This window comes from Kitasatospora sp. NPDC051705 (genome assembly GCF_044453265.1).
Taxonomy (GTDB): Bacteria; Actinomycetota; Actinomycetes; order Streptomycetales; family Streptomycetaceae; genus Kitasatospora.
The window spans coordinates 16835-43033 of record NZ_JBITCO010000030.1 but is presented as its reverse complement, the minus strand read 5'-3'; the positions used below and the strand labels follow the sequence as shown (position 1 = coordinate 43033).

At 74.6% G+C, this 26199-nt stretch carries 22 protein-coding genes; 11 read left to right on the top strand and 11 right to left on the bottom strand.

Annotation, left to right across the window (positions count from 1 at the left end; translation table 11 throughout):
• Position 1: 1 nt before the first annotated feature.
• Positions 2–856 carry a class I SAM-dependent methyltransferase gene (locus tag ACIA8Q_RS28635; protein ID WP_387898576.1) on the bottom strand — a complete coding sequence of 285 codons (855 nt, stop codon included), beginning with the start codon at positions 854–856 and terminating at the stop codon, positions 2–4.
• 415 nt (positions 857–1271) lie between these two features.
• On the opposite strand from ACIA8Q_RS28635, the gene rpsA reads away from it, so the two are divergent.
• Together rpsA and ACIA8Q_RS28625 are read left to right on the top strand one after the other, a co-directional pair.
• Positions 1272–2762, top strand: coding sequence for a 30S ribosomal protein S1 (gene rpsA / locus ACIA8Q_RS28630; RefSeq protein WP_360212406.1), 1491 nt, complete (start codon positions 1272–1274; stop codon positions 2760–2762).
• Between the two features lie 251 nt (positions 2763–3013).
• Positions 3014–5329 (top strand): MMPL family transporter, encoded by a 2316-nt coding sequence (locus ACIA8Q_RS28625; protein WP_360212404.1) that lies wholly within the window; start codon positions 3014–3016, stop codon positions 5327–5329.
• Between the two features lie 37 nt (positions 5330–5366).
• On the opposite strand, the gene ACIA8Q_RS28620 is transcribed toward ACIA8Q_RS28625, so the two are convergent.
• Positions 5367–5828, bottom strand: a complete 462-nt coding sequence (locus ACIA8Q_RS28620) for a MarR family transcriptional regulator (RefSeq protein WP_360212402.1) — start codon at positions 5826–5828, stop codon at positions 5367–5369.
• Between the two features lie 62 nt (positions 5829–5890).
• Between ACIA8Q_RS28620 and ACIA8Q_RS28615 the strand changes: the two genes are divergently transcribed.
• The 3 genes from ACIA8Q_RS28615 to ACIA8Q_RS28605 all read left to right on the top strand — a co-directional run bounded on the left by ACIA8Q_RS28615 (position 5891) and on the right by ACIA8Q_RS28605 (position 7922).
• Positions 5891–6535, top strand: a complete 645-nt coding sequence (locus ACIA8Q_RS28615; RefSeq protein ID WP_360212400.1) for an MBL fold metallo-hydrolase — start codon at positions 5891–5893, stop codon at positions 6533–6535.
• A 32-nt stretch (positions 6536–6567) separates the two neighbouring features.
• Positions 6568–7167, top strand: coding sequence for a dephospho-CoA kinase (coaE, locus tag ACIA8Q_RS28610; RefSeq protein ID WP_360212398.1), 600 nt, complete (start codon positions 6568–6570; stop codon positions 7165–7167).
• 251 nt (positions 7168–7418) lie between these two features.
• A complete protein-coding gene (locus ACIA8Q_RS28605; protein WP_360212396.1) occupies positions 7419–7922 on the top strand; it encodes a GNAT family N-acetyltransferase in 504 nt (167 codons plus the stop codon).
• A gap of 136 nt (positions 7923–8058) precedes the next feature.
• Here the strand turns inward: ACIA8Q_RS28605 and ACIA8Q_RS28600 are convergent, their stop codons facing one another.
• A complete protein-coding gene (locus ACIA8Q_RS28600; RefSeq protein WP_360212394.1) occupies positions 8059–8784 on the bottom strand; it encodes a hypothetical protein in 726 nt (241 codons plus the stop codon).
• A gap of 70 nt (positions 8785–8854) precedes the next feature.
• On the opposite strand from ACIA8Q_RS28600, the gene ACIA8Q_RS28595 reads away from it, so the two are divergent.
• Both ACIA8Q_RS28595 and ACIA8Q_RS28590 read left to right on the top strand, forming a co-directional pair.
• Positions 8855–9745 (top strand): LysR family transcriptional regulator, encoded by an 891-nt coding sequence (locus ACIA8Q_RS28595; protein ID WP_396317922.1) that lies wholly within the window; start codon positions 8855–8857, stop codon positions 9743–9745.
• Between the two features lie 163 nt (positions 9746–9908).
• The gene (locus tag ACIA8Q_RS28590) at positions 9909–10463 is read left to right on the top strand and encodes a hypothetical protein (RefSeq protein ID WP_360212392.1); all 555 of its coding nucleotides are present in this window, start codon (positions 9909–9911) and stop codon (positions 10461–10463) included.
• Positions 10464–10616: 153 nt separating this feature from the next.
• Here the strand turns inward: ACIA8Q_RS28590 and ACIA8Q_RS28585 are convergent, their stop codons facing one another.
• The 4 genes from ACIA8Q_RS28585 to ACIA8Q_RS28570 form a co-directional block, all read right to left on the bottom strand.
• Positions 10617–11420, bottom strand: coding sequence for a hypothetical protein (locus ACIA8Q_RS28585; protein ID WP_360212390.1), 804 nt, complete (start codon positions 11418–11420; stop codon positions 10617–10619).
• 552 nt (positions 11421–11972) lie between these two features.
• Positions 11973–13232 (bottom strand): alpha/beta hydrolase-fold protein, encoded by a 1260-nt coding sequence (locus ACIA8Q_RS28580; RefSeq protein ID WP_360212388.1) that lies wholly within the window; start codon positions 13230–13232, stop codon positions 11973–11975.
• Positions 13229–14005, bottom strand: a complete 777-nt coding sequence (locus tag ACIA8Q_RS28575) for a class I SAM-dependent methyltransferase (protein ID WP_360212386.1) — start codon at positions 14003–14005, stop codon at positions 13229–13231. The genes ACIA8Q_RS28580 and ACIA8Q_RS28575 overlap by 4 nt, the downstream gene beginning before the upstream one ends.
• 332 nt (positions 14006–14337) lie before the next feature.
• The gene (locus ACIA8Q_RS28570) at positions 14338–14769 is read right to left on the bottom strand and encodes an SRPBCC family protein (protein ID WP_360212384.1); all 432 of its coding nucleotides are present in this window, start codon (positions 14767–14769) and stop codon (positions 14338–14340) included.
• 149 nt (positions 14770–14918) lie between these two features.
• Here ACIA8Q_RS28570 and ACIA8Q_RS28565 point away from each other — a divergent pair, with 149 nt between their 5' ends.
• A complete protein-coding gene (locus tag ACIA8Q_RS28565; protein WP_360212382.1) occupies positions 14919–15440 on the top strand; it encodes a GNAT family protein in 522 nt (173 codons plus the stop codon).
• Between the two features lie 6 nt (positions 15441–15446).
• Here ACIA8Q_RS28565 and soxR read toward each other — a convergent pair whose 3' ends face one another.
• Positions 15447–15968 (bottom strand): redox-sensitive transcriptional activator SoxR, encoded by a 522-nt coding sequence (gene soxR / locus ACIA8Q_RS28560; protein ID WP_360212380.1) that lies wholly within the window; start codon positions 15966–15968, stop codon positions 15447–15449.
• Positions 15969–16025: 57 nt separating this feature from the next.
• Between soxR and ACIA8Q_RS28555 the strand changes: the two genes are divergently transcribed.
• Both ACIA8Q_RS28555 and ACIA8Q_RS28550 read left to right on the top strand, forming a co-directional pair.
• Positions 16026–16730 (top strand): transketolase, encoded by a 705-nt coding sequence (locus ACIA8Q_RS28555; RefSeq protein ID WP_360212378.1) that lies wholly within the window; start codon positions 16026–16028, stop codon positions 16728–16730.
• Between the two features lie 139 nt (positions 16731–16869).
• Positions 16870–17763 carry a transketolase C-terminal domain-containing protein gene (locus tag ACIA8Q_RS28550; protein WP_360212486.1) on the top strand — a complete coding sequence of 298 codons (894 nt, stop codon included), beginning with the start codon at positions 16870–16872 and terminating at the stop codon, positions 17761–17763.
• A gap of 67 nt (positions 17764–17830) precedes the next feature.
• On the opposite strand, the gene treZ is transcribed toward ACIA8Q_RS28550, so the two are convergent.
• From treZ to glgX, 3 genes are all read right to left on the bottom strand, one after another.
• A complete protein-coding gene (gene treZ, locus ACIA8Q_RS28545; protein ID WP_360212376.1) occupies positions 17831–19561 on the bottom strand; it encodes a malto-oligosyltrehalose trehalohydrolase in 1731 nt (576 codons plus the stop codon).
• A complete protein-coding gene (treY, locus tag ACIA8Q_RS28540) occupies positions 19558–22053 on the bottom strand; it encodes a malto-oligosyltrehalose synthase (protein WP_396317921.1) in 2496 nt (831 codons plus the stop codon). The genes treZ and treY overlap by 4 nt, the downstream gene beginning before the upstream one ends.
• 70 nt (positions 22054–22123) lie before the next feature.
• Positions 22124–24274: a glycogen debranching protein GlgX gene (glgX, locus tag ACIA8Q_RS28535; RefSeq protein WP_396317920.1), complete on the bottom strand. Its 2151-nt coding sequence runs from the start codon at positions 24272–24274 to the stop codon at positions 22124–22126.
• Positions 24275–24647: 373 nt separating this feature from the next.
• Here glgX and ACIA8Q_RS28530 point away from each other — a divergent pair, with 373 nt between their 5' ends.
• Positions 24648–25922, top strand: coding sequence for an SAV2148 family HEPN domain-containing protein (locus ACIA8Q_RS28530; RefSeq protein WP_360212370.1), 1275 nt, complete (start codon positions 24648–24650; stop codon positions 25920–25922).
• Positions 25923–26199: the final 277 nt, after the last annotated feature.

Sequence of the window (26199 nt, the reverse complement as noted above, 5' to 3'; positions counted from 1 at the left end):
CTCAGCCCCGCTCGGTCACGAAGACCGCGGTGCCGGGGATCAGCCGGCCGCGCAGCGGGGACCAGCCGCCCCACTCCTGCTCCAGGCCGGCCGGCCACTCGGGCTCGACCAGGTCGACCAGCCGGAAGCCGGCGGCGACGAGTTCGCGGACCCGGTCGCCGAGGGTGCGGTGGTGCTCGACGTAGGTGGCGCGGCCCTGCTCGTCCTCCTCCACGTACGGGGTGCGGTCGAAGTAGGAGGCCACCGCGGTGAGGCCCTCGACGCCGGGCTCGTCGGGGAAGGCCCAGCGGATCGGGTGGGTCACCGAGAACACCCAGCGGCCGCCGGGGCGCAGCACGCGGTGCACCTCGCGCATCAGGGCGGCGGTGTCGGCGCTGAACGGGACGGCGCCGTAGGCGGAGCAGGCGAGGTCGAAGGAGGCGTCGGCGAAGGGGAGCACGGCGGCGTCGGCCTGGACGACCGCGACGGGGGCGGTGCCGCGGCCGAGGTCGATGCGGCGGGAGTGCTGGAGCTGGCGGTGGGAGATGTCCAGGGCGACGGGGCGGGCGCCGCGGCCGGCGAGCCAGCGGGAGCACTGGGCGGCGCCGGCGCCGAGTTCGAGGACGTCCTTGCCGGTGACCTCGCCGAGCAGCCGGGCGTCGGCCTCGTCGAGGCCCTCGGGGCACCAGGTGAAGCGGTCGTCACCGAGGAACTCGCCGTGTTCGTCCTGGTACTCGTCGGCGTTGCGGTCCCACCAGTGCCGGCTGGCCCGGCTGCTCTCCCCGCTGCCGGCCTCGCGCCGTACCGCGTCGTCGCCGTCGGCGTCAAGATCGTGGAGCTCGGACTGGGGGGTGGTGGCCACGGTGATAATGCCCATCGCGTAGGGTGTGGGTGCGGAAGCGCCGCTGCCGCGACCGGGCCCGTCAGGGTCCGGATCCTGGCGGTGGCATCCGGGGAAGGGCTCCCTGCGGGCGCCACCGTGAGGTGCGCAATCGGAGGATATGGCCTGATCCGTACCGGGCTCCACCGTCTTGCCGTTCTTGGCGTTGACCGTGCCTGGCCGTCCCCGTATGCTACAAGTTGCGCTGCGGGCCTGCGCGCCTCGGACGGAGCAGGTCGCGCTCGCATTCTGTCGAAGACCCCCACGGTCGCAAGACGGACGCCGGTTCTCGCCTATGGCGGGAAGTCCGGTGGGCCGCGTCTTGGGCTGTCCGGGTGTTCGGTGGGAGCGATACGGGCCCTCCGCGTGGCATTACCTACGACTTCATGTCCGTACCGGAGCCCTTTTCCTAATGACGAGCCCCACCGACTCCTCCATCAGCACCACCCCGCAGGTCGCGGTCAACGACATCGGCGACGCCGAGGCGTTCCTCGCCGCCATCGACGAGACCATCAAGTACTTCAACGATGGCGACATCGTCGAGGGCGTCATCGTGAAGGTCGACCGTGACGAGGTGCTCCTCGACATCGGTTACAAGACCGAGGGCGTCATCCCGTCCCGCGAGCTCTCGATCAAGCACGACGTCGACCCCCACGAGGTCGTCGCCGTCGGTGACAACATCGAGGCCCTGGTTCTCCAGAAGGAGGACAAGGAGGGTCGTCTCATCCTGTCCAAGAAGCGCGCTCAGTACGAGCGTGCCTGGGGCACGATCGAGAAGATCAAGGAAGAGGACGGCATCGTCACCGGTACCGTCATCGAGGTCGTCAAGGGTGGTCTCATCCTCGACATCGGCCTCCGCGGCTTCCTCCCGGCCTCGCTCGTCGAGATGCGTCGCGTCCGCGACCTCCAGCCCTACGTGGGCAAGGAGCTCGAGGCCAAGATCATCGAGCTGGACAAGAACCGCAACAACGTGGTCCTGTCCCGCCGTGCCTGGCTGGAGCAGACCCAGAGCGAGGTCCGCCAGACCTTCCTCACCACCCTGCAGAAGGGCCAGGTGCGCTCCGGCGTCGTCTCCTCGATCGTCAACTTCGGTGCCTTCGTGGACCTGGGTGGCGTCGACGGCCTGGTGCACGTCTCCGAGCTGTCCTGGAAGCACATCGACCACCCGTCCGAGGTCGTCGAGGTCGGCCAGGAGGTCACCGTCGAGGTTCTCGACGTGGACATGGACCGCGAGCGCGTCTCCCTGTCGCTGAAGGCGACCCAGGAGGACCCGTGGCAGCAGTTCGCCCGTACGCACCAGATCGGTCAGGTCGTCCCGGGTAAGGTCACCAAGCTGGTTCCGTTCGGTGCGTTCGTCCGCGTGGACGAGGGCATCGAGGGTCTGGTCCACATCTCCGAGCTGGCCGAGCGCCACGTGGAGATCCCGGAGCAGGTCGTCCAGGTCGGCGACGAGATCTTCGTCAAGGTCATCGACATCGACCTCGAGCGCCGCCGCATCAGCCTGTCGCTGAAGCAGGCCAACGAGGCCCTGGGTGCCAACCCGGCCGAGGTCGAGTTCGACCCGACCCTGTACGGCATGGCCGCCTCGTACGACGACCAGGGCAACTACATCTACCCGGAGGGCTTCGACCCCGAGGCGAACGACTGGCTGCCCGGCTTCGAGAAGCAGCGCGAGGAGTGGGAGCGCCAGTACGCCGAGGCGCAGTCCCGCTTCGAGCAGCACCAGGCCCAGGTCATCAAGAGCCGTGAGGCCGACGCGGAGGCCGCTGCCGAGGGTGGCGACGCCGTCGCCGCCGCCGCCGGTGGCTCCTACTCGTCCTCCAGCGACGAGGGCTCGGGCGCCCTGGCCTCGGACGAGGCCCTGGCCGCCCTGCGCGAGAAGCTGGCCGGCGGCCAGAGCTGAAGCTCTGATCCGCTGCCAGTCCCTGGCGCGTAGCTGAACGGTGGGCCCCACCCGGAGAGATCCGGGTGGGGCCCATTGTTTTTCCCGTTCACTTATTTGTCCCTTATCTCATGGATTTTTGTGATAAGGGGCTCATGGGGTGGCTATGGGTGTTTCCGGGGTGAGCACCTACCTTGGGAGGAGTTGCCCGATGGGTCGCTCACCCGGCCCCACACGCTAGGCACCCCCTGCACATGCGCCGTAGCACCGCAGTGACTCCTCCCCCCGCGACGTCCGCCGACCACCAGGTCCGCGGGCGCCTCGCCGCCCTCGGCCGGTTCTGCTTCCGGCACCGGCGGTGGGTCCTCGGTTTCTGGGCCGTCATCCTGGTCATAGGGGTGCTGATCGGCGGGCGGGTCTTCGAGGGCTCGGTGGCCGGGGCCTCCTCCGCCACCGCCGAGGGCGACCGCGGCAACGCGGTGGTCGCCGCGGCCGATCCGGCCAAGGGCACCGTCACCGCCGTCGTGGACGGCAAACCGGTCGACGATCCGGCGGTGCGGGCGGCCGTCGAGAAGGCGACCGCCGAGATCACCGCGCTGCCCGGCGTCTCCTCCGCGCTCGACGCCTACGGCACCGGCCCGGCCCCGGCCGCGCTGCGCTCCGCCGACGGCACCGCGAGCCTGGTCTCCGTACGGATGGCCGACACCAGCACCTCCGCGCAGACCGACGCCGTGACCCAGCGGCTCGCGGCGCTCGACGGTGAGAGCGGAGCCCACGTCACGGTCGGCGGGGACCTGGTGCTGCAGGACGAGGTCAAGACGCAGACCGAGAAGGACACCCGCTTCGGCGAGATGGTGACCCTCCCGCTCACCCTGGTCGTGATGGTGCTGGTCTTCGGCGGCCTCGCGGCGGCCTCGCTGCCGGTGATCGGCGCGGTCGCCTCGGTGGGCGGCGCCCTGCTGGCCATGTTCGGCTTCAGCAAGATCATGGACATCGACACCAGTGTGCTGCCGATCGCCACGGTGCTGGGGCTCGGGCTCTCCATCGACTACGCGCTGCTCATGGTGAATCGTTTCCGCGAGGAACGGGGCCACGGAGCCGGCATCGCCGCCGCCGTCGAACGCACCGCCGCCACCGCCGGACGCACCGTCGCCTTCTCCGGGCTCACCGTCGCCGTCGCGCTCTCCGGCCTGTTCGTCTTCACCAGCCCGGTGCTGGGGGCGGTCGCCGCGGCCGGGGTGAGCGTGGTGGTGATCGCCGTCGCGGCCGCACTGACCCTCGTCCCCGCGCTGCTCGGCTTCGCCGGCTCACGGATCAAGACGCCCGCCGCACCCGTCCCGGACGAGGGCTTCTTCAGCCGCACCGTCCGCCGGGTCCGCAAGCGCGCGGTGCTCGTCGCCCTCGCCTGCGTCGCGGTGCTGATGGCCGCCGGCGCGCCCTTCCTGCACGCCGACATGCGCAACTCCGGCGCCGCCGTACTGCCCGCCTCCTCGGCCGGCCGGCAGGTCGCCGACACCGTCGACCAGCGGTTCCCGCAGGCCTCCGCCGCGCCGATCACCGTCGTCGTCGAGGGCGGCGCCACCGTCGCCCAGGCCTACGCGGACGACGTCGTCGCCAAGCTGCCCGGGGTGAGCGGGGTACGGGCGGTGACCCCGGTGAGCGACTCCGTCTCCACCGTCGACGTGCTCGTGCACGGCGACCCGCAGGGCGGCGAGGCCAAGAAGGTCGTCCAGGAGCTGCGGGACCACCGCGGCGGGCTGAAGACCTACGTCACCGGCGGTGCGGCCTCCGTGGTCGACTTCAAGAACGAGCTGATGTCGCGCGGCCCCTGGGCCCTCGGCCTGGTCGCGGCGGGCACGCTGGTGCTGCTCTTCCTGATGACCGGCTCGGTGGTCATGCCGGTCAAGGCGCTGCTGATGAACCTGCTCTCGCTGGGCGCCTCGCTCGGCGCGCTCACCCTGGTGTTCCAGGACGGCTACTTCAGCGGACTGCTCGGCTTCAGCCCCACCGGCGGCCTGGAGACCTTCATCCCGGTGCTGGTCTTCGCCTTCGCGTTCGGGCTCTCGATGGACTACGAGGTGTTCCTGCTCGCCCGGATCAAGGAGCTGCGGGACAAGGGGTACGGCTGCGCCGAGTCGGTGGAGCTGGGCGTCCAGCGCAGCGGCCGGATCATCACCTCGGCCGCCCTGCTGATGGTCATCGTCTTCGCGGGCTTCGCGCTCGGGGACATGCTCATGGTGAAGCAGATGGGCATCGCCCTGGCCGTCGCCGTCGCCGTGGACGCCACCCTGGTGCGCTGTCTGCTGGTGCCCGCCGCGATGAGCCTGTTCGGCGAGTTCAACTGGTGGGCGCCCGCACCGCTGCGCCGACTGCACCGGCGCTTCGGGCTGAGCGAGCACGTCGACCTGCCGGACATCGCGCCGGCGACCCTTCCGGCGCAGCGCCCGGCCGCGGCGCAGTCGCCGGTGGAGCGGGAGCGGGCGGAGCGCGAGCCGGCGGACGGGAAGCCGGTGGACCGGGAGCCAGCGGACCGGGAGCCCGTGGAGCTCGTGGAGCGCGTGGAGCTGGCGGGGGCCGTCAAGCCCTGACCGGGCCCCGGGGGGCGCCCGCCCGCGGTCGGTGCGGTCAGTGCAGACGGGCGAGGAGGTCGACGGCGGTGCGCAGCCGGTCGCGCTCCTCGGGGGTGAGCCGGGCCTCGATGGCGGCGGCGATCCGGGCCTCGCGGCGGGCGCGCTGGTCGAGCAGGGCGGCCCGGCCGGGCCCGGTGACGGCGACCAGCAGCTTGCGGCCGTCGGTGGGGTGCGGCTGCTGGGCGACCAGGCCGGCATCGGTGAGCAGGGCGACGGTGCGGGCCATCGACTGGTGGCGCACGCGCTGGCGGGCGGCGAGTTCGGCGACGGTGTAGGAGCGCTCGTCGCGGACCAGCAGGCCGAGGACGCCGGCCTGGTTCTGCGGCAGGGCGTCGTCCGGGCGCAGGGAGCGGACCAGCTCGCCGACGGCGGTGCGCAGGTCGGCGGCGAGTTCGAGGGTCTCGGGTGCCGGGGCCGCGGGGACGGGGGCGTCGGGGGCTGGGGCGGGGGTGTCCATGGGAGAAGCCTATCGAAGAAGTGTGCAGCAAAACTGTGCAGCCTTGCTGTATTCTTTTCTGCATGAAGATCACCAAGTTCGGACACGCCTGCATACGCCTGGAGCACGACGGCACCACCGTCCTCGTCGACCCGGGGGCGTTCAGCGACCCCGCGGCCCTGGCCGGGGCCGGCGCCGTGCTGATCACCCACGAGCACATGGACCACTTCGAGGAGTCCCGGCTGCGGGCCGCACTGGAGGCCGACCCGACACTGCGGGTGTGGACCAACGCCGCGGTGGCCGCCCAGCTGGAGGGCGTGCGGAGCAGGGTCTCGGTGGTCGGCGAGGGCGACGCCTTCGAGGTCGGCGGCATCGGGGTGAGCGTGCACGGCGAGTGGCACGCCGTGATCCACCCGGACATCCCCCGGGTGAAGAACATCGGCTTCCTGTTCGACGGCCGGCTCTTCCACCCCGGCGACGCCTTCACCGTGCCGCCGCACGCCGTGGACACCCTGCTGCTGCCGCTCGCGGCGCCGTGGAGCAAGGCCTCCGAGGTGATCGACTACGTCCGGGAGGCCGGCCCGCGCCGCGCGGTGCCGGTGCACGACGCGACGCTCAGTCCGATCGGCCACGCGGTGCAGACCCGGCTGCTCGGGCCGGACGGGCCGGGGGTCGCCGGCGCCGAACTGCGCGTCCTCGGCGAGGGCGAGAGCCTGGACCTCGGCTGACGGCGGCGGCCGGGCGCCGGTAGCCTGGCGCCATGCTGAAGATCGGACTGACGGGTGGCATCGGGGCGGGCAAGAGCGAGGTGTCCCGGCTGTTCGCCGCCCGCGGCGCGGTGATCGTGGACTCCGACGTGATCGCCCGCGAGGTGGTCGCGCCGGGGACGGCCGGACTGGCCGCCGTGGTGGCCGAGTTCGGGCCCGACGTGCTGCGGCCCGACGGCGCGCTGGACCGCCCGGCCCTCGGGGCGGTCGTCTTCGCCGACCCGGACCGGCTGCGCGCGCTGAACGCCGTCGTCCACCCGCTGGTGCGCGCCCGCTCCGCCGAACTGGAGGCCGCCGCCGCCCCGGACGCGGTGGTGGTGCACGACGTGCCGCTGCTCGCCGAGAACGGGCTGGCGCCGCTGTACGACCTGGTCGTGGTGGTCGACGCCGCGGACGAGGTGCGCGTCGAGCGGCTGGTGGAGCTGCGCGGGATGACCGAGGAGGAGGCCCGGGCCCGGATGGCGGCCCAGGCCTCGCGGGCGGACCGGCTGGCGATCGCCGACGTGGTGATCGACAACGGCGGGCCGCTGGACGCCCTGGAGGCCCGGGTCGAGGAGGTCTGGGCGGAGCTGGCCGCGCGCGCCGCGGCCTGACCTCCGGCCGGGGCACAGCGGTCGGGGCGCGGCGGTCGGGCGTAGTAGCCGGGGGCTCAGTGGCCGGGAACAGCCTGGAACTCGCCCTTCCGGGACGGGATCATGGACGAATGGATGATCGTTTCTCTCCCGGGCCGCCGACTTCCGCGCCGCCGACTTCCGCACCCTCGTCACCCGTGCTGCCGTCGCCTGCCTCCTCGTCACCCGTGCCGTCGCCCGCCGCACCGGCGCTCCTCGCTCCGCCGGCCGTCGTGAGACTCCCGCAGTACGCCCGCGCCGACCAGGACGAGATCCTCGGCCCCGGCGACGACCCGTACGGCGTCGCTCACACCGGGCTGACCTTCCTGCCCAAGGACGTCCACTTCGGCATCCGGGCCGCCGACGGCCGGCTGATCGCCCACACCGGCCTGCTGCCGCTGCCGCTCACCGTGGGCGGCACCGACCTGGTCGTGATCGGCGTCGGCGGGGTCTGCGTGGCCCCCGACCGGCGCGGTGGCGGCCTGGCCGGCGTCGTCGTCGGGGCCGCCCTCGACCACGCCCGCGAGCTCGGCCACCGGCACGCCCTGCTGTTCTGCCGCCCGCCGCTGGCCGCCTTCTACCGCGGACTGGGATTCCGGGAGGTCGCCGAGGAGGTGACGGTGGAACAGCCCGGGGGGCGGCTGGCGGTGATGCCGCTGCGCACCATGTGGGCGCCGCTGGCGGCGGGTGCCGGATGGCCGGAGGGGCCGGTGCGGCTGCGCTCGCTGCCGATGTGACACCGTGCCCGGGCCGCCGGGGAGCGCCCCCCGGCGCACCCGACGGCCCGGCGGCCGTCCTGCGACGGCCGCGTCATGTGCACCCTGCGGCGGTTTCGCAGTGGTGGTGCTGCCGTGACGGTCCACGCCGCGGCCGTCACACCGCGGCCGGCGCCCCCGCCGCGTGCGCGACGGCGGCCGCGGCCAGCGCCCGGATCATGGCGTGCGGCCGGCTGCCGTCGCCGGACAGCTCCGGCTGGAACAGCGAGGCCAGGAAGAACGGGTGGTCCGGCAGCTCCAGGACGCGCGTCTCGCCGCTGTCGTCCGCGCCGCTGAACAGCAGTCCGTGCGTCCGCAGCCGCTCCAGGTAGTCCGCGTTCAGGCCGTAGTTGCAGTGGTAGCGCTCCTGGGTGCGGGTGGTGCCGAGGACCCGCTCGGCGAGCGTGCCGGGGGTGATCGCGACGGCGCCCTCGTGCCCGACCAGGGAACAGGCGAGCGGGACGATGACCTGCTCGTCCCCCTGCGGGTGCTCCTCGCCGTGGACGACCCCGGCGAGGCCGCAGACGTTCTGCGCGAACTCCAGCACCGCGTGCTGGAAGCCGGCACAGGTGCCGAGGAACGGGATGCCGCGCTCGCGGGCCGTCCGGACGGCGGCCAGTGCGCCCGCCTCGCTGCGGTAGGGGCTGCCGGGGAGCAGCCAGATCGCGTCGAAGCCGGCCAGTGCGCCGGGTGCCGCGGCCTCCTCGGTCGGGATCCAGTAGGCGTCCAGGACGAGCCGGTCGCGTTCGGCGAGGGCGTCGAGCAGGCCGGGGACGCGGGCGTGCGAGCGGACGGCGGGGGAGCGGTCGCCGACCAGGGCGATCCGGGGGGTCAGGTACGTCATGCCGCTATCCTGACGCCGCACCCGAGATCAGCGCCAACGATGATTTCTTACCCATCGATCAGAAGAGTTGATGACCGCCGTGGATCCGCAGCAGCTGCGCACCTTCGTCACCGTCGCCCGGCTCGGCTCCTTCTCGGAGGCGGCGCGCGAACTCGGCTACACGCAGTCCGCGGTCTCGCAGCAGATCGCCGCCCTGGAGGCCGACCTCGGGGCGGGCCTGCTCGACCGGCGTCCGGTCCGCCCCACCGGAGCCGGCCGGCGGCTGCTGGAGCACGCGGCGCCGCTGCTGGTCCGGCTCGACGCGGCGCGCGCCGACGTCGCGCGCCTGGCCGGCGCCCCGAGCGCCCGGCTCGTGCTCGGAGCCACCCCGCTGGCGGTCGGGGCGGAGCTGGGGCGCGTGCTCGGCGAGGTGCGCCGGGCCCATCCGGGCGTCGACCTCGTCGTGCGGGTCCTCGCCCAGGACGTGCTGCCCGCCCAGGTCGCCACCGGCGAGGTCGATCTCGCCCTGGTCGACGGCCTGGCCGCGCCCAGCGACCCGCTGCCGCTGCCCGACGTCGGCCCGCTCGGCACCGTCGCCGTCGACGAGCGGCCCGTCGCCGTCGCCCTGCCGGCCGGGCACCCGCTGGCCGGCCGCGCCGGCGTCGCCCTCGCCGACCTCAGCGCCGCCCGCTGGCTGGACGCCCCCGACCTCACCCCCACCGCGGACCGGCTGCGCGCCGCGGCCGGCGTCGACGGCTTCCGGCCGGCCACCCGCTACCGGGGCACCGACGTGCACGGGCTGCTGGCCCTGGTCGCCACCGGGCACGGGCTCACCCTGCTGCCGGCCCCGGTCCTCGCCGGGGCGGCCGGCGTCGCCTCCGCGCCGATCGCCGCCCCGCGGCTGGTGCACCGCACCGAACTCGTCCACGGCAGCCTGCCGGAAGGGCCGGCGGCGCTGCTGGCGCGGCTGCTGGTCGGGTAACGGGTGGGTGGGCGCCGTGGGTGGGTGGACGCCGCGGGCGCCGTTGTGGAGGCGGGCGCACCAGGCGTTCACGTCCCGGGCCTGACGGCGGTCGCCTCCGCGGTGCTGTCATGGGCGCATCCGCCCGGCGGGAGGCCGGGCCGGCCCAGGAGAGAACGCCCTCATGATGCTCCGTCAGCGCCTCACCGTCGTCGCCGCGTCGACCGCCCTCGCCGCCGCCGGGCTCGCCGCCGGCACCGCGCAGGCCGCCCCCGCGAAGGCGGCACCGGTCAAGACCCGCCCGCTCGCGGCGAGTTGTTCGCAGGCCTACCTGCCGCTGCCCGACCCGTCCTGCACCCCGGGCGCCTACAACCCGGACGTCACCCAGGCCACCATCGGCCGGACCATCTGCGTCTCCGGCTGGACCGCCACCGTCCGCCCGCCGACGAGCTACACCAACGCCCTGAAGACCCAGCAGATCGCCCAGTACGGCTTCTCGGACACCAACCCGTCCGACTACGAGGAGGACCACTTCGTCCCGCTCGAGCTCGGCGGCGCCCCGCGCGACCCGCGCAACCTGTGGCCCGAGCCGCGCTACGGCAGCCAGACGGCCACCGGCAAGGACGGCGTCGAGACGAAGCTCAAGAACGCGGTGTGCAACGGCCGGGTGACCCTCGCCGCGGCCCGCAGCGCGATCGCGAGCGACTGGACCACGGCGCTCGGGCGGCTGGGGCTGTGACCGGCTGAACGAGTGCCGCCCGGGCCGTCCGGTCCCCTGTGCCGGACGGGCCGGGCGGCCGTCTGTGGGTGGTGCTGGACTACGGGGACCGCTCGAACCCCCGGGGCTCCGGGTGCTCGCGGTGCTCCCGGAGCCCCGGGTGCGCCCCGGGCGTCACTGGTGCCCGTCGCACCCCGGCAGGGCCTCGCAGAGCGGTGCCGTCATGCCGGTGCCGACGTACCGGTCCTCGGGGGCCTTCCAGGCGTCCTTGGGCTGGGCGCCGCCCTTGGTGGTCGCCCAGACGGACAGCTCGCTGACGAAGCCGCCGTCGGTGACCACGTACTCGTGCAGCGTGGCGGTCGAGCCGTCCGGCTGAGGGACGGTCAGCACGGCGGCGAAGTACGGCGCGCCGTCCGCGCTCACGACCTTCACGGTGGCGCCGGGGGTGGTCCTGGCGCAGCCCTTGAGGGCGTCCACGAGGTGCGCGTCCGCCAGGTTGGTGAGCTGCTTGGTGCCGCTGCTGTGGGTCGGGTCCCCGTGGGAGAGCACGGTCTGCTGGGCCGTCCAGCGGTCGCCGCCGAACCCGACCGAGGCCTTCGCGGCGACGCCGGTGAACAGCCCCTCGTCGTCCTTGGCGGGCACGGCGCGGCACAGCTCCATGCCCTTGAAGGCGACCGCGCCGGTCACGGGCTTGGCGTTGGCGGCCAGTGGCGCGTAGTGGTACGTCTCGTCCATCGGGACGCTCTTGGTGTCCATCCAGGCCGCGGCCGGGATGCCCTTGTCGGCGCCGCCGGCGGCGGGCTTGGTCGCGCCGGGGGTGGCCGCGCCGGTGGCGGCGGCGGAGGGTGCCGCGGAGGTGGGCGCGGGCGCGGCGGTCCGGCCCGCGTCCTGGCCGCTGGTGTCCGGTCCGCAGGCGCTGAGCGCTCCCAGGCAGACGAGTGCCGCCACGGCGGTGGCGGCCGGTCCGGTGCTACGCAACTGACGATTCCCCAAGTGTCCGGTGTGGTGGATCGGGGTCGGGCGCGCGGTGGGCGCGGGCCGCGTGTGCGCGGTGCCGGCCTTCCGTCCTCGCCGCCCGGCCGACCCGCGGTCGCGGGCACTCGGCATGGCTCTTCCTTCCCCCGTGGTTCCCGCCGTCCGGCCCCCTGGCTCCGCCGCGCACCTCTGGTCTGAGGGGCGGTCAGGGTCGGCTGTGTCGACGGCGGTCGAAACTTATGCCACCGGGCCGCCGGGAGCAAAGCGGGATTGCGGCGGGTGGCCCGCGGCTCCCGGCGGTTGCAGCGGGATGGTGGTGAACATGTGTGCGGGCGTGTCGGAAGCCATGGTCGCGCTGCGGTGGCCGAAATGGGCATGCCAGGCGGTGCGTTGACCGCCCGGACGGCGCCCCGGCGGGGATCCCCGCTGCCCGGGGCGGGTCCCGCGCGCCGTCCGGGCCATCGGCCGGGCGGCGCGCGGGCGGCCCGGACGGGGCGCCGGGCGGCTCCGGCACCAAGGCTTCCCCAGGGCGGCGCCGCCGCCGTGGCACGGTGGTCAGGCGCGGGTGCCGGGGACGCCGAGCTGCTGGGCCAGCCAGGGCAGGGCCCGGGCGAAGGTCGCGGCGCCGGTCTGCCAGCTGTGCTTGCCGGAGCCGACGGCGGTGGTGGTGCGGATGCCGTCCTTGCGCGCCGCCGCGTCGAGGGCCCGGGCGGACTCGATCTGGGCGTGTTCCTCGTCGCCCTGCCCGAAGTAGCCGGAGACGCCCTGGTAGCGGGGGTGGTGGGCGAGGACGGTCAGCGGGTCGTGGGCCGCCCAGGCCGCGGCGTCGCCGCCGTACAGTTCCTGGACGGTGTGGTCCCGGTCCCCGATGTACGGCCCCCGGTCGCCCGAGAAGTCGCCGAAGTGCGTGAAGACGTCGGGGTGTTCGACCGTCAGGTCGACGGCGCAGGTGCCGCCCATCGACCAGCCGGCGACGCCCCACCTGTGCGGGTCGGTGGCGGCGTTGAAGGTCTTCTGGACGAACGGCGGGACGTCCTTGAGCAGGTGGCTCTCGGCCCTGCCGTGCGGGCCGTCCACGCACTCGGTGTCCACCCGGAACCCGCCGGTGGCGTCGACGAAGACCAGGATCGGGGCGAACCCGTTGTGGTGGGCGGCGAAGTCGTCCACGGTGCGCACCGCGTTGCCGGAGCGGACCCAGTTGTCGGGGGCCGCGAACTCGCCGCCGATCATCTCCAGCACCGGCAGCTTCGGCCGGTTCTGGCTGCGGAACCACGCGGGCGGCAGGTAGACCAGCTCCTGGCGGTGGGCGAAGCCGCTCGCCGTGTCCGGGATGTCGACCTGGACGATCCGGCCGGTCGTGGTCCTGCCGTGGATCGAGCCGAGCTCGGCGAGCGTGACCTGCTGCGGCAGCGGCTGCCCGGTCAGTTCGCCGACGGCGTCCTGGAGGGTCGGGTAGTAGCCGGTGGCCGCGTTGACGCTGTTCGCGGCACAGAACAGCGCCAGCAGCGCGGCCGGCGGCGCCAGCGCCCGCCGCCACCAGCGGGCGCCGCGCCAGCCGAAGCCGAGCACGCTGAGCGCCGCGACGGCCACGCCGCCCCACAGCCACACCCCGAACGGGACGGGGTCGGTGATGCCGGAGAGCGTGAGCACGCCGGCGGCCGCGAGCGCGGTGAGGGCCAGCGCCGCCCCCAGGGCGATCGGGCCCCGCCTCCGCCGCCAGGCCCGGTCCCGCCACCCCAGGGCGGCCAGGAACAGGGCGAGGGCCGCGGCCTGGACCGTCCACGGGAACCAGCCGCCGAGCAGGGAGACGTTCATCCGGCGGAGGCTAGGCGCGCAGGATGAGAAGCGGATGAAAGGCTGGTAGGACGCTGGAAGAGGGCTGTGAGGAGAACGGGGATGCCGAACAGCGGCGAGTCGGCCTCCTGGGCCGCCATCGGGCGGACCTCGACGGCGGTGAAGTCGGCGAAGAGCGCCCGCAGTTCGTCCGCGGAGTAGGCCAGGCCGCCCTCCAGCCCGCCGAGGCGGTAGAGCTCCTCGTCGGGGCGCTCGGAGCCCATCGCGCCGGCCGCGAAGGCGGTGACGGCGAAGTGCCCGCCCGGGGCGAGGACGCGGTCGAGCAGGGCCAGGTAGCTGATCCTGCGGTGCGGCGGGAGGTGGTGCAGACAGCCCGAGTCGTAGACCAGGTCGTACCGGGCGTGCGGGAGTTCGACGTCGAAGATGCCGCCGCGGTGGAACCGCGGACGCCGCGCCGTGCCGGCCCCGGAGGCGCGCTCCTCGGCCCAGGCGATCGCGGTGGGCGAGAGGTCGACGGCGTCCACGTCGAAGCCGAGCGAGGCGAGGTGGATCGCGTTGCGGCCCGGCCCGCAGCCGAGGTCCAGCGCCCGCCCCGGGGAGAGCAGGCCGCGGTCGAGGTAGGAGACCAGGTTCTCGTCCGGCTTGGGGGCGAAGAACGGGCGGTCGGCGGAGCGGTCGGCGTAGAAGCCGTCCCACCAGGCGGCGGCCCCGTCCGTCCAGCGGTCGGCGGCCGGCGGGAAGAGCCGGTCGAGCAGGTCGAGAACGTCCTCGGTGGTGCGGATGCTGCGGTTCATGAGGTCGAGCGTAGTGATCGCGGACGGCCGCCGACAGGGTCGTCACCGCAGGTGGGAAGGGGTGGGGCGGGGGCTGCGGCAGGGGCTGGGCGGGGGTCGGCCGGGGGGTGCCGGGGCGGGGGCGGCGGGGCGGCGGCGGGGGTGTGGCGGCCCGTCAGGAGGCCTTTGCGAGCGGCCCCGGGAGGCGCTGCGGGGGCGCCCGGATCACGGTTGGGGCACGGTCCGCGGGGCGGGCCCGCAGACCGCGCCGGGGCCGCGCCGGGGCCGTCGCGGCGGGTGCGGCGCGGGGCCGCGCGGGCGGCACGGTGCCCGCCGCCGCGGGCCGGCCGGCCTCAGCCGGCGAAGCGCTCGCGCAGGGCCGCCAGGCCGGAGGTGAACACGCCGTGCACCCGGCCGGCGGCGGCCTCGCGGTGCTCGGGCGCCACGTCGTAGCGGGCCGTCCACTCGACGAAGCTGGCGCGGAGCTCGGTGATCTCGGTGACCCGCAGGGTGGCCCGGTAGCGGTCCAGTTCGAAGGTGCCGTCGGGGAAGCCGTAGGTGTAGCTGCGGGCCTCCTCGTCGTAGGCGAGCAGGGTCTCGCGCAGCATGACGCCCTCGAACCCGAAGACCCGGACCGACCCGATCGTGTTGCCGGTCAGCTCGTTGCCGAGCCGGCTCTCCGGCAGGTGCGGGTGCCAGCCGCCGAGGCCGTGGAAGTCCCGCACCAGGGCCCAGACCCGCTCCGCGGGGGCCTCCACCACCGTGCTGACCTTGGTTCCCGCCATGGGTGCCGCCGCCTTTCGTGACGTGCCGTTCGGACGGTTGCCATCCTCGGCCCGGCGGGCGGCGGACGCCAGCAGGCGGGCCGGACGGCTGCCGGCCTGACCCCGGCCGTTGTGGGAACCGCCTCGACCGGCGGCCCGTTGGGTTCCTCATGAACGATGAACGGATCTCCCTGGGCCCCGTCACCGAAGCCGAACTGCCCCTCTTCGAAGCGCTGCTGGCCGACCCGCAGGCGCTCGGCGAGTACCAGTGGTTCGGCTGGCGGGACCCGGGCCGCTTCCGGCGCCGCTGGCTGGAGAACGGCCTGCTGGGGGACGACCAGTCGGTGCTCGCGGTGCTGTCCGGCGGCGGGTTCGCCGGCTTCGTCGCCTGGCGGCGCAAGGGCTCGGTCGGCCTGGCGTCCTGCTGGAACATCGGGGCCCAGCTGCGGCCCGAGGCACGCGGGCGCGGCATCGGCACCGAGGCCCAACGCCTGCTCGCGGACTACCTGTTCGCGCACACCCCGGTGATGCGGCTGGAGGCCGACACCGAGGACACCAACCTCGCCGAGCAGCGGGCGCTGGAGAAGTGCGGCTTCACCCGTGAGGGCGTCCGGCGCAGCGCGACGTTCCGGGACGGCGCCTGGCGGGACGTCGTCCGCTACAGCCTGCTGCGCACCGACCCCCGGCCCTGAGAGTCCCTAGCGGCCGGGGTCGGGGGCGGGGGCCGGTGCGGTGTCCGTGCCGGGGGTGAGCAGGTAGCGGGCGCCGGGGCCGGCCTCGCCGGCGCGGTCGGCGGCGTTGTAGAGGGAGCAGCGGGAGAGCGACAGGCAGCCGCAGCCGATGCAGCCGCTGAGCTTGGCCTTGAGACGCTCCAGTTCGGCGATCTGCTCGTCGATGCGGCTCTGCCAGGACGCGGCCACGAGGTCCCACTCGTTGCCGCTGGGGGCGGGGCGCTCGGGGAGCCGGTCCAGGGCGACGCGCGCCTCGTCGAGGGAGAGGCCGACCCGCTGGGCGGCGCGGACGAAGGCGATCCGGCGCAGCGTGCCGCGGGTGTAGCGGCGCTGGCCGCCGGAGGTGCGGGTGGCGTGGATGAGGCCGAGGCTCTCGTAGTAGCGCAGGGCGGAGGCGGCGAGGCCGCTGCGGTGGGCGAGCTGCCCGATGGTGAGCAGGTCGTTGCGGTGCGGCCCGGGGGCGCGGCCGTGGTCGGGTGTCGCCGTCATGGACGCCCACTGTAGCCGCTTGACCTCAAGTCGGCTTGAAGTTGCACCATCGTGGTCATGACGACGAACGCGACCGCGGTCAGCACCCGTTTCGAGGACCTGCCGGGCCTGATGGGCCTGATGACCGGCGACGAGAAGCACGGGCCCGCCGCCACCTCCACCCTGGACGCCCTCTGGGTGCTGTACGACCGGGTGCTGCGGGTCACCCCGGACCGCGCCGAGGCGCCCGACCGCGACCGCTTCCTGCTCTCCAAGGGCCACGGCCCGATGGCCTACTACGCGGTGCTGGCGGCCAAGGGCTTCGTCGATCCGGCGGTGCTGGCGGGCTTCGGCGGCTACGACTCCCCGCTCGGCCACCACCCGGACCGGCTGCTCGTCCCCGGGGTGGAGATCGCCTCCGGCTCGCTGGGCCACGGGCTGCCGCTGGGCGTCGGCACCGCGCTGGGCCTGCGGGCGCAGGGGCTGGCCGATCCGGCGGTGTGGGTGCTGGTCGGCGACGCCGAGTTCGACGAGGGCTCCAACCACGAGGCGGTGGCGTTCGCCGGCGCGTACGGGCTGGACCGGCTGCACGTGGTGGTGATCGACAACTCCTCGGCCACGCACGGCTGGCAGGGCGGGATCGCGGCCCGGTTCGCGGCCGAGGGCTGGTCCACCCGGACGGTGGACGGCCGTGACCACGAGGCGCTGTACGAGGCCTTCACCGTCGAACACCCCGGCCGCCCGCACGCGGTGGTCGCCCGGGTCGAGCCCAAGGACTCCTGAGCCCGGCCGGGCCCCGGCACCGAGCACCGACAGGCCGGAGCACAGACCGAGCGCCGGAGCACCGACAGCCGGAGCACAGACCGAGCGCCGGAGCACCGACCGGCACACCAGGACGCACACCGTGAAAGGCACCACCCTGATGGAAACCATGCGCGACCGCTTCATCGACGTCACCTCCCGGCTGCTGGACGAGGACCCGCGACTGGCCCTGGTGCTCGCCGACATCACCGCCGCCTCCTTCGGTCCGGCCCGGGAGCGGCACCCCGACCGGGTGGTCAACGTCGGCATCCGCGAGCAGCTGCTGATCGGCGCGGCCGGCGGCCTGGCGCTGACCGGGATGCGTCCGATCGCCCACACCTTCGCGAGCTTCCTGATCGAGCGGCCCTTCGAGCAGGTCAAGCTGGACCTGGTGCACCAGGGCGTCGGCGCCGTGCTGGTCAGCGCGGCCGGCTCCTACGACTGGCCGGCCGGCGGCCGCACCCACATGTCGCCGGGCGACGTCGCCCTGCTGGACACCCTGCCGGACTGGACGGTCCACGTGCCCGGCCACCCGGACGAGGCCGAGCAGTTGCTGCGCCACGCCGCCGCGGACGGCGACCGCAACGTCTACGTCCGGCTGTCCGCGCACCGCAACGCGGCCGCCGTGCCGGTGGAGGCGGGGCGGTTCACCACCGTGCGGAGCGGTTCGCGCGGGGTGGTGCTCGCGGTCGGGCCGATGCTGGACGGGGTGCTGGCGGCCACCGAGGGGCTGGACGTCACGGTCCTGTACGCGGCGACGGTGCGCCCCTTCGACGCGGCCGGGCTGCGCGCGGCGGTGGGGGAGCGGGCCGACGTGGTGCTGGTCGAGCCGTACCTGGCGGGCACCTCGTCGAACGAGGCGCACGCGGCGCTGGCCGACCGGGCGCACCGGGTGCTGGGTCTGGGCGTGCCGCGGGAGGAGCACCGGCACTACGGCTCGATCGAGGAGCACCTGGCCGCCTACGGGCTGGACGCGGCCTCGCTGCGGGAGCGGATCGGCACCTTCCTCTGGTGACCCGGGCGGTCGCGCGCGGTGCCGGGCCGGGGGTGACCCGGGCGGTCGCGCCGCGGCGCCGGGCCGCTCAGACCGCCACGACGGCGACGGAGTCCGCCGCGAGCCGGACCGCGGAGCCGTCGAGCCGGGCCGGTCCGAAGGCCGCGACGACCTCCCGCCCGGCCGCCCCCAGCGGCACCGCGGCCTCGGCGGTGCCGAGGTTGACCGCGATCCGGTACGGCCCGCGGTGCACCACCAGCCAGCGCGTCGCCTCGTCGTGGGTGACCCGGACGGCGCCGAGGTCCGGGTCGGACAGTTCCGGACGGTCGCGCCGCAGCGCGATCAACGTCCGGTACCAGTCGAGGAGTTCGGAGTGCGGCGCGCGCCGGGGTTCGGTCCAGTCGAGGACGGAGCGCAGTACCGTGGCGGGCTCCTGAGGGTCCGGGACGGCCTCGGCGGCCCAGCCGTGCTCGGCGAACTCCCGCCGCCGGCCCTGCCGGACGGCCTCGGCGAGCTGCGGGTCGGTGTGGTCGGTGAAGTACTGCCAGGGGGTGGCCGCGCCCCACTCCTCGCCCATGAACAGCATCGGGGTGAACGGCGAGGTGAGCACGAGGGCGGCGCCGCAGGCGAGCCGGCCGGGCGGGAGGGCGCTGGAGAGGCGGTCGCCCAGCGCCCGGTTGCCGATCTGGTCGTGGGTCTGGAGGTAGCCGAGCAGCCGGTGCCCGCCCTCGGGCGGGAAGGGCCGGCCGTGGTGGCGGCCGCGGAAGCTCGACCAGGTGCCGTCGTGGAAGTAGCCCCTGGTGAGGGTCTTGGCGACGGCGGCGAGCGGCCGGCGGGCGAAGTCGCCGTAGTATCCCTGGGATTCGCCGGTGAGCGCGCAGTGCAGGGCGTGGTGGAGGTCGTCGCTCCACTGGGCGGTGAGGCCGTGGCCGCCGTGTTCGCGGGCGGCGGTGGTGCGCGGGCTGTTGAGGTCGGACTCGGCGATCAGGAACAGCGGGCGGTTGGTGGCGACGGCCAGCCTGTCGACCTCGTGGGAGAGTTCCTCGAGGAAGTGGACGGCGCGGTCGTCGGCGAGGGCGTGCACGGCGTCCAGCCGCAGGCCGTCGATCCGGTAGTCGCGCAGCCAGGCCAGGGCGCTGCCGATCAGGTAGCGGCGCACCTCGTCGGAGCCGGGGGCGTCCAGGTTGACCGCCGCCCCCCAGGGCGTGTGGTGCCGCTCGGTGAAGTACGGCCCGTAGGCGGGCAGGTGGTTGCCGGACGGGCCGAGGTGGTTGTGGACGACGTCCAGGACCACGCCGAGGCCCTTGCGGTGGGCGGCGTCGACGAAGCGCTTCAGCCCCTCGGGCCCGCCGTAGGGCTCGTGCACGGCCCACGGCGCGACCCCGTCGTAGCCCCAGCCGTGCCGGCCGGGGAACGGGCAGACCGGCATCAGCTCGACGAAGTCGACGCCCAACCCGACGAGGTGGTCGAGGTGTTCGGCGGCGGCCTCGAAGGTGCCGCGGGCGGTGAAGGTGCCGATGTGCAGCTCGTACAGCACCGCTCCGGGCAGCGGGCGGCCGCGCCAGCCCGTCCGGGACCAGTGGAACGCGGCGTGGTCGACCCGGCGGCTGGGGCCGTCGGGGCCGTGCGGCTGCCGGGGCGAGCGGGGGTCGGGCCGCGGCGGACCGCCGTCGAGGCGGAAGGCGTAGTCGCCGTCCGGCGCCTCGCCGGACCACCAGCCGTCGCGGTCCGCGTCGGGCGCCAGCGGGTGGTCCGTGCCGTCGACCCGGACGTCGACGCGGTCGGTGGCGAAGGGGGCCCAGACCTCGTACTGGTTCACGCGCTCTCCGTCGGGTCGGTGGTCGCGGTGGAGGCCGCCCCGGGCGCGGCGGGCCGGGTCAGCAGCGCCACCGGGTGGGCGGCCAGCAGCTCGGCGACCGGGACCGGCCCGGCCGGGTGGGGCCGGCCGGTCAGCCGGTCCGTCCAGGGACCGCCCGCCGGCAGCTCCAGGGCGGTGGTGCGCCAGCCGCCGGAGCGCTCCAGCCCGTACGGGAGCCGGGTGACGGCGGTGATCACGTCCTCGCCGCGGGCGAAGGCGAGCAGGTGGTCGGCGGCGGGCCCGGTGGCGGCCAGCGGCCGGTAGCGGCCGAGCGGGCGGGCGCGGCGCAGGTGCAGGGCGGTGGTGGTGAGGTGCAGCTTCTCGCGGGCGAGGTCGCCGGGGCGGGGGGTGGCCGAGTCGGTGAGCCGGACGGCGAGCGCGCCGAGGTCGACGGCGCGCCGGTTGTCCGGGTCGACGAGGGTGTACAGCGGCTCCTCGCTGCCCTGGTAGAGGTCGGGCACGCCGGGGACGGTGAGGTGCAGCAGCGCGGCGGAGAGCGTGTTGGCGCGGGCGTACGGGGCGATGGCGTGCACCTTGCCCTCGATCCGGGGGAGCAGCCCGGCGTTGGCGTACACGGCGCGGGCGCGGGCCTCGACGTCCTGCTCGTAGCGGGGGTCGGGGGCGGTCCAGGAGGTGCGCAGCTTGGCCTCGCGGGCGGCCTTGAGCAGGGCGGCGACCAGCCGGTCGGGGTCGATCGGCCAGGCCGCGACGAGGGTGTGCCAGAGCAGCCAGTCGCCGTCCCGGTCGGGGCCGGGCCCGGCGGCGGTGGACCAGGCGGCGGCCTCGGCCGCCCAGGCCCCGGGCTGCTCGGCGAGGACGGCGAGGCGGGCGCGGGCGTCGGCGCTGCGCTTGGTGTCGTGGGTGGACAGCACCGTCATGCTGCCCGGCCAGTGCTGTTCCAGGTCGCGGCACCAGGCGTGGAAGTCGGCCGGTCGCAGCCCCGGCCGGGCGGGTTCGCCGCCGACCTCGTTGAGGCCGGGCAGCGCGTTCCAGCGGTAGAACGCGGTGTCCTCGACGCCCTTGGCCGCCACCGCGGCGGCGGTCTGCGCGAAGCGCTCGCAGAACTCGTCGTGCTCGGGCCCGCGGCCGGCCGTGCCGAGGGCCAGCGCGGCGACCAGCCGGTCGGTCGGGTCGGCCGAGCCGTCCAGCGCGGCCCGCAGCCCGGCCTCGGCGGCCGCCGGGACGGGCTCTCCGGGCCGCGCGTAGGGCCGGTACCCGGGGTAGCCGGTGAGCAGCCGGCGCACGGAGTCGCGCAGCTGCCAGGGTGCGTGGTCGGCGTGCGCCGGGTCGGCGGCGCCGATCCGCAGCGCGGTGCGCACCAGCCGGTCGACCTCGGCGGCCAGCTCGCCCCGCGGGCCGGCCATGTCGGCCCGGCCGCGCCGGGCGGCGGCGACGGCCGGGTGCGGGTCGGCGCAGGGCTCGCCGGCGGCGGTGGTGTCGGCGGCGCCGCTGACGAAGGCGGGGTAGGCCCCGGCCAGCCGGCAGGCGCCCGCGTGGTCGGTGAGCACGCCGTCGATGCGGCGCAGCGCGTCGTAGCCGGTGGTGCCCGCGCAGGGCCAGTCGGCGGGCAGCCGTTCGTCGCCGGTGAGGATCTTCTCGACCACGGTGTAGGCCCCTCCGGTGGCCTCGGCGAGGCGGCGCAGGTAGCCGCGCGGGTCGGCGAGTCCGTCGGGGTGGTCGATCCGGAAGCCGTCCAGGACGCCGTCGGCGTGCAGCCGCAGCAGGACGGCGTGGGTGGCGGCGAAGACCTCGGGCTCCTCGACCCGGACGGCGATCAGCTCGTTGACGGTGAAGAACCGGCGGTAGTTGAGCTCGGTGCGGGCCAGCCGCCACCAGGCGAGCCGGTACCACTGGCGGGCGAGCAGCTCGGGCAGGGGCAGGCCCTCGGTGCCGGGGCGCAGCGGCAGCTCGTGGTCGTGGTAGCGCAGCACCGGGCCGTCGACGGCCAGCTGGTCCAGGACGGCGCCGAGCCGGTCGCCGAGCAGCGGCAGCAGCACCCGGCCGCGCCCGGGGGCGTCGGCGGGGCCGGGCTGGGCGGTCCAGTCGATGTCGAACCAGGGCGCGTAGGGGGAGTCGGGGCCGTCCCGCAGCACCTCCCAGAGCGGCCGGTTGAGCCGTTCGGGGACGGGCACGGCCATGTGGTTGGGGACGACGTCGGCGATCAGCCGCAGGCCGTGCCGGTGGGCGGCGGCGGCCAGCGCGCGCAGTGCGCCCTCGCCGCCGAGCTGTTCGCTGATCCGGCCGTGGTCGACGGTGTCGTAGCCGTGGGTGGAGCCGGGGGCGGCCTCCAGCAGCGGGGACAGGTGCAGGTGGGAGACGCCGAGGGCGGCGAGGTAGGAGACGGCGGCGGTGGCGTCGTGCAGGGTGAAGCCGGGCTGGAGCTGGAGCCGGTAGGTGGACGTCGGGACGGTGGCGGCCGGGCGGGGCTGCGCGGGCTCGGCGGCGGAGGTCATAGGTCCATGAGTACCCGGGGGAGCCCGCCGCCAAGACCCGTTGCTGACCCGAACAGGTGACCGGGCCCGGTCACGCGGGCCGCTGCAGCACCATCAGCGAGCGGTCGGTGAGCCACAGGGTGTCGCCGGCCTTGACCCGGGCGCCGGTGCCCGGGGCGGGCAGCCGGGGCTGCGCGGTGTCGACCACCACCTGCCACTCCTGCCCGTGGTCGGCGGGGACGGTGAACTCCAGCGGTTCGAAGTGCGCGTTGAACATCAGCAGGAAGGAGTCGTCGACGATCCGCCCGCCGCGCCGGTCGGGTTCGGAGATGGCGTAGCCGTTGAGGAAGACGGTCAGCGACTTGGCGTAGCTGGCGCCCCAGTTGCGCTTGGTCATCTCCTCCCCGCCGGGGGTGAACCAGGCGATGTCGGTGAGGTCGTCGTACCCGCCGGTGGTGGCGGGCGCCCCCGCGCCCGGCCGGCCGGAGACGGGGCGCCCGTGGAAGAAGCGCCGCCGGCGGAACACCGGGTGGTCGCGCCGCAGCCAGATCATGCCCTGGGTGAACTCCAGCAGCCGGGCCTGCGGGCCGTCGTCCTGCGGCCAGTGCACCCAGGAGATCTCGTTGTCCTGGCAGTAGGTGTTGTTGTTGCCCTGCTGGGTGCGGCCGAGCTCGTCGCCGTGGGAGAGCATCGGCACGCCCTGGGAGAGCATCAGGGTGGCGATGAAGTTGCGCTGCTGGCGGGCTCTGAGGTCCTCGACGGCAGGGTCGGTGCTGGGGCCCTCGGTGCCGCAGTTCCAGGAGCGGTTGAAGGACTCGCCGTCGCGGTTGTCCTCGCCGTTGGCCTGGTTGCGCTTGTCGTTGTAGGAGACCAGGTCGCGCAGGGTGAAGCCGTCGTGGCAGGTGACGAAGTTGATGGAGGCGATGGGGCGGCGGCCGTCGTCCTGGTAGAGGTCGGAGGAGCCGGTGAGGCGGGAGCCGAACTCGGCGAGGGTGGCGTTCTCGCCGCGCCACAGGTCGCGCACGGTGTCGCGGTACATGCCGTTCCACTCCGTCCACAGCGGCGGGAAGTTGCCGACCTGGTAGCCGCCCTCGCCGAGGTCCCAGGGCTCGGCGATCAGCTTGGCCTGGGAGACCACCGGGTCCTGCTGGACGAGGTCGAAGAAGGAGGAGAGCCGGTCGACCTCGTGGAACTGCCGTGCCAGGGTGGCGGCGAGGTCGAAGCGGAAGCCGTCGACGTGCATCTCGGTGACCCAGTAGCGCAGCGAGTCCATGATCAGCTGGAGCACGTGCGGGCTGCGCATCAGCAGGCTGTTGCCGGTGCCGGTGGTGTCCTCGTAGAAGCGCTGGTCCCGGGCGAGACGGTAGTAGGAGACGTTGTCCAGGCCGCGCAGGGAGAGCGTCGGCCCGAGGTGGTTGCCCTCGGCGGTGTGGTTGTAGACGACGTCCAGGATCACCTCGATCCCGGCCGCGTGCAGCGCCTTGACCATCGACTTGAACTCCTGCACCTGCTGGCCGCGGTCGCCGTTGGAGGAGTACGAGGAGTGCGGGGCGAAGAAGCCGATGGTGTTGTAGCCCCAGTAGTTGGACAGGCCCAGGTCGCGCAGCCGGTGGTCGCGGACGAACTGGTGCACCGGCATCAGCTCGATCGCGGTGACGCCGAGCTTGGCCAGGTGCTCGATCACCGCCGGGTGGGCCAGGCCGGCGTAGGTGCCGCGGATCTCCTCGGGGATGCCCGGGTGCAGCTGGGTGAGGCCCTTGACGTGGGCCTCGTAGATGACGGTGCGGTGGTAGTCGGTGCGCGGCGGGTGGTCGGTGCCCCAGTCGAAGTACGGGTTGATGACCACCGAGTGCATGGTGTGCGGGGCCGAGTCGAGGTCGTTGCGGCGCTCGGGGGCGCCGAAGTGGTAGCCGTAGACGGCCTCGTCCCAGTCGATGGTGCCGCTCATCGCCTTGGCGTACGGGTCCAGCAGCAGTTTGGCGCTGTTGTGCCGCAGGCCCAGGCCGGGGTTGTAGGGGCCGTGGACGCGGAAGCCGTAGCGCTGGCCCGGCTGCACGCCGGGGAGGTAGGCGTGCCGGACGAAGGCGTCCGTCTCGCGCAGCTCGACGGCGGTCTCCGAGCCGTCCTCGCCGATCAGGCACAGCTCGATGCGGTCGGCACTCTCGGAGAACACCGCGAAGTTGGTGCCGGCCCCGTCGTAGGTGGCACCGAGGGGGTAGGGCTTACCCGGCCAGACCTGCATGAGTCCTCAACTTCCTTGCCACTGACTGAAACTGACAGGTAGTCCGACAATCTGCCCCGGACCCGGACGCTCTCTTCCCGGCCGGGCGGCCGGGCATGTGCGGCGCCCGTGCGCCGTGACGCACGGCACAGTGCGCATACTCCCCGAGCCTTCCCCCGGCGGCCGGGACATGTGATCCCGGTTCGCCCGAACGGGTGTCCGGCGGCCATTCCTGTGAAGAGTGGGCCTGGTGGTGGCCCCGGGCCCGGTGGGCCATCCGGCTGCGCACCGCTCGCGGCGGGCAGTACCCTTGATCGTCCGGCCGCCCCGGGCCGGTGGCGGTCCATCAGCCGATCGGGGCCAGAAGGCAGCAGCAGACCAGATGAGGTGGCGCATGGTGTTCCCCGCCGGCGGCCGCGGCTCGGAGCCCGGCGGCCCCGACCGGGGCGGCGCCCGCAGCGAGGCGCCCACGGTCGTCATGCGCCCCACCTCCACCGGCCGCGCCCTGGTGCCCGCCCAGGGCGGCCCGGTCGAGGTCCCCGCCCTCGCCTGGTCCGTCGCCGAGTGGGAGGACGCCTACCAGCGGGTACGGCTGTCCGGCCGCGCCTACGTCTGGCTCAACCTCGTCGAACAGCGGCTGCGCTCCCTCGTCGACGAGGTCCTGCACCCCATCTACGCCCCCGCCCACGGCGAGGACTGGGTCACCGCGGCCGCCGGCCCCGCCGGCGAGGAGTGGGCCCACCGGGCCGGCGCCGTCCGCGAGATCAGCCGCCGCAAGGGCTACCTGCTCGACCCGGCCGACGACGACCCGCTGGTCTTCCTCACCCTGCCCCAGCTGCGCGAGCTGATGGTCCAGCACTGGCCCTGCTTCGAGCCCTACCTGGCCGACCGGCGCGAGATCGAACTCGCCCTGGACGAGCTGGAGGTGGCCCGGCACGTGGTCTCCCGCAACCGGGTGCTCACCCCGACCGTCCTCGCCCAGACCGAACGCGCCGCCGCCCGCCTGCTCGCCGTCCTCGACGGCGGCGCCGGCGGGGTGCCCGCCGACGTCGTCGAGTCCCTCGTCGCCGGCCGCTACGCCGACGTCGTCGCCGTCCACGCCGACCGGGTCCGCCTCCAGCGCGACCTGCCCGTCGAGGACCTCCTGGACGGCGCCCGGCGGCTCGACGCGCTCGGCATCGGCCTCGGCATGCTCTGCCAGAACTACACCGGCAAACGGCTCGTCCGGCTGGCCGGCGAGGGCTGCCGGGTCCGGCTGCTCTTCCTCAACCCGGCGAGCAGCGCCGTCCGCCGGCGCGAACGCGAACTCGGCCTCGGGCGCAACGAGTTGTCCCGGTCCATCGAGATGAACATCATGCACGTGCGCCGGGTCCGGGCCCGGCTGCGCGACCAGGGCGGCTTCGAGATCCGGGTCTTCGACGAGACCCCGCGCTTCACCGCCTACCTGGTCGAGGGCCCGCGCCCGGCCGGCCAGATCGGCGGCCGCCGCCAGACCCGCGACCTCGGCGTCATCCAGCCCTACCTGCGCCGCTCCCGCGGCATGGAGTCCCCCGCCCTGGTCCTGCGCGGCGGCGCCGGCCAGCAGCCCGGCGGCACCGAGGCGGGGCTGCTGGAGGTCTACCGCGAGGAGTTCGAGGGCGTCTGGGGCGACTCCCGGCCCGTCTCCTGAGGACGCCGCCCGCCGGGTGGCCCCCGGTCGGGGCGGTGCGGGCCGTGGTGGGCGGAGCCCCCGTGCCGATCACGGGGGACGACGGCGCCGCACCGCGTCTCGAAGACGTGCACCGCCCCTGAGGAACCGGCCCGGCGGCCGTCCACGCGCTCAGGGGCCCCACGCGGCCTCCGCCCCGTCCGCGGTGGTGTCGGCCGCCGCGGCCTCGGTGTGCGAGTACGTGGTCCGGGGCGCGCGGTCGCCCGTGCGGTCGTGTGCCCAACCACACCGTGCGTCG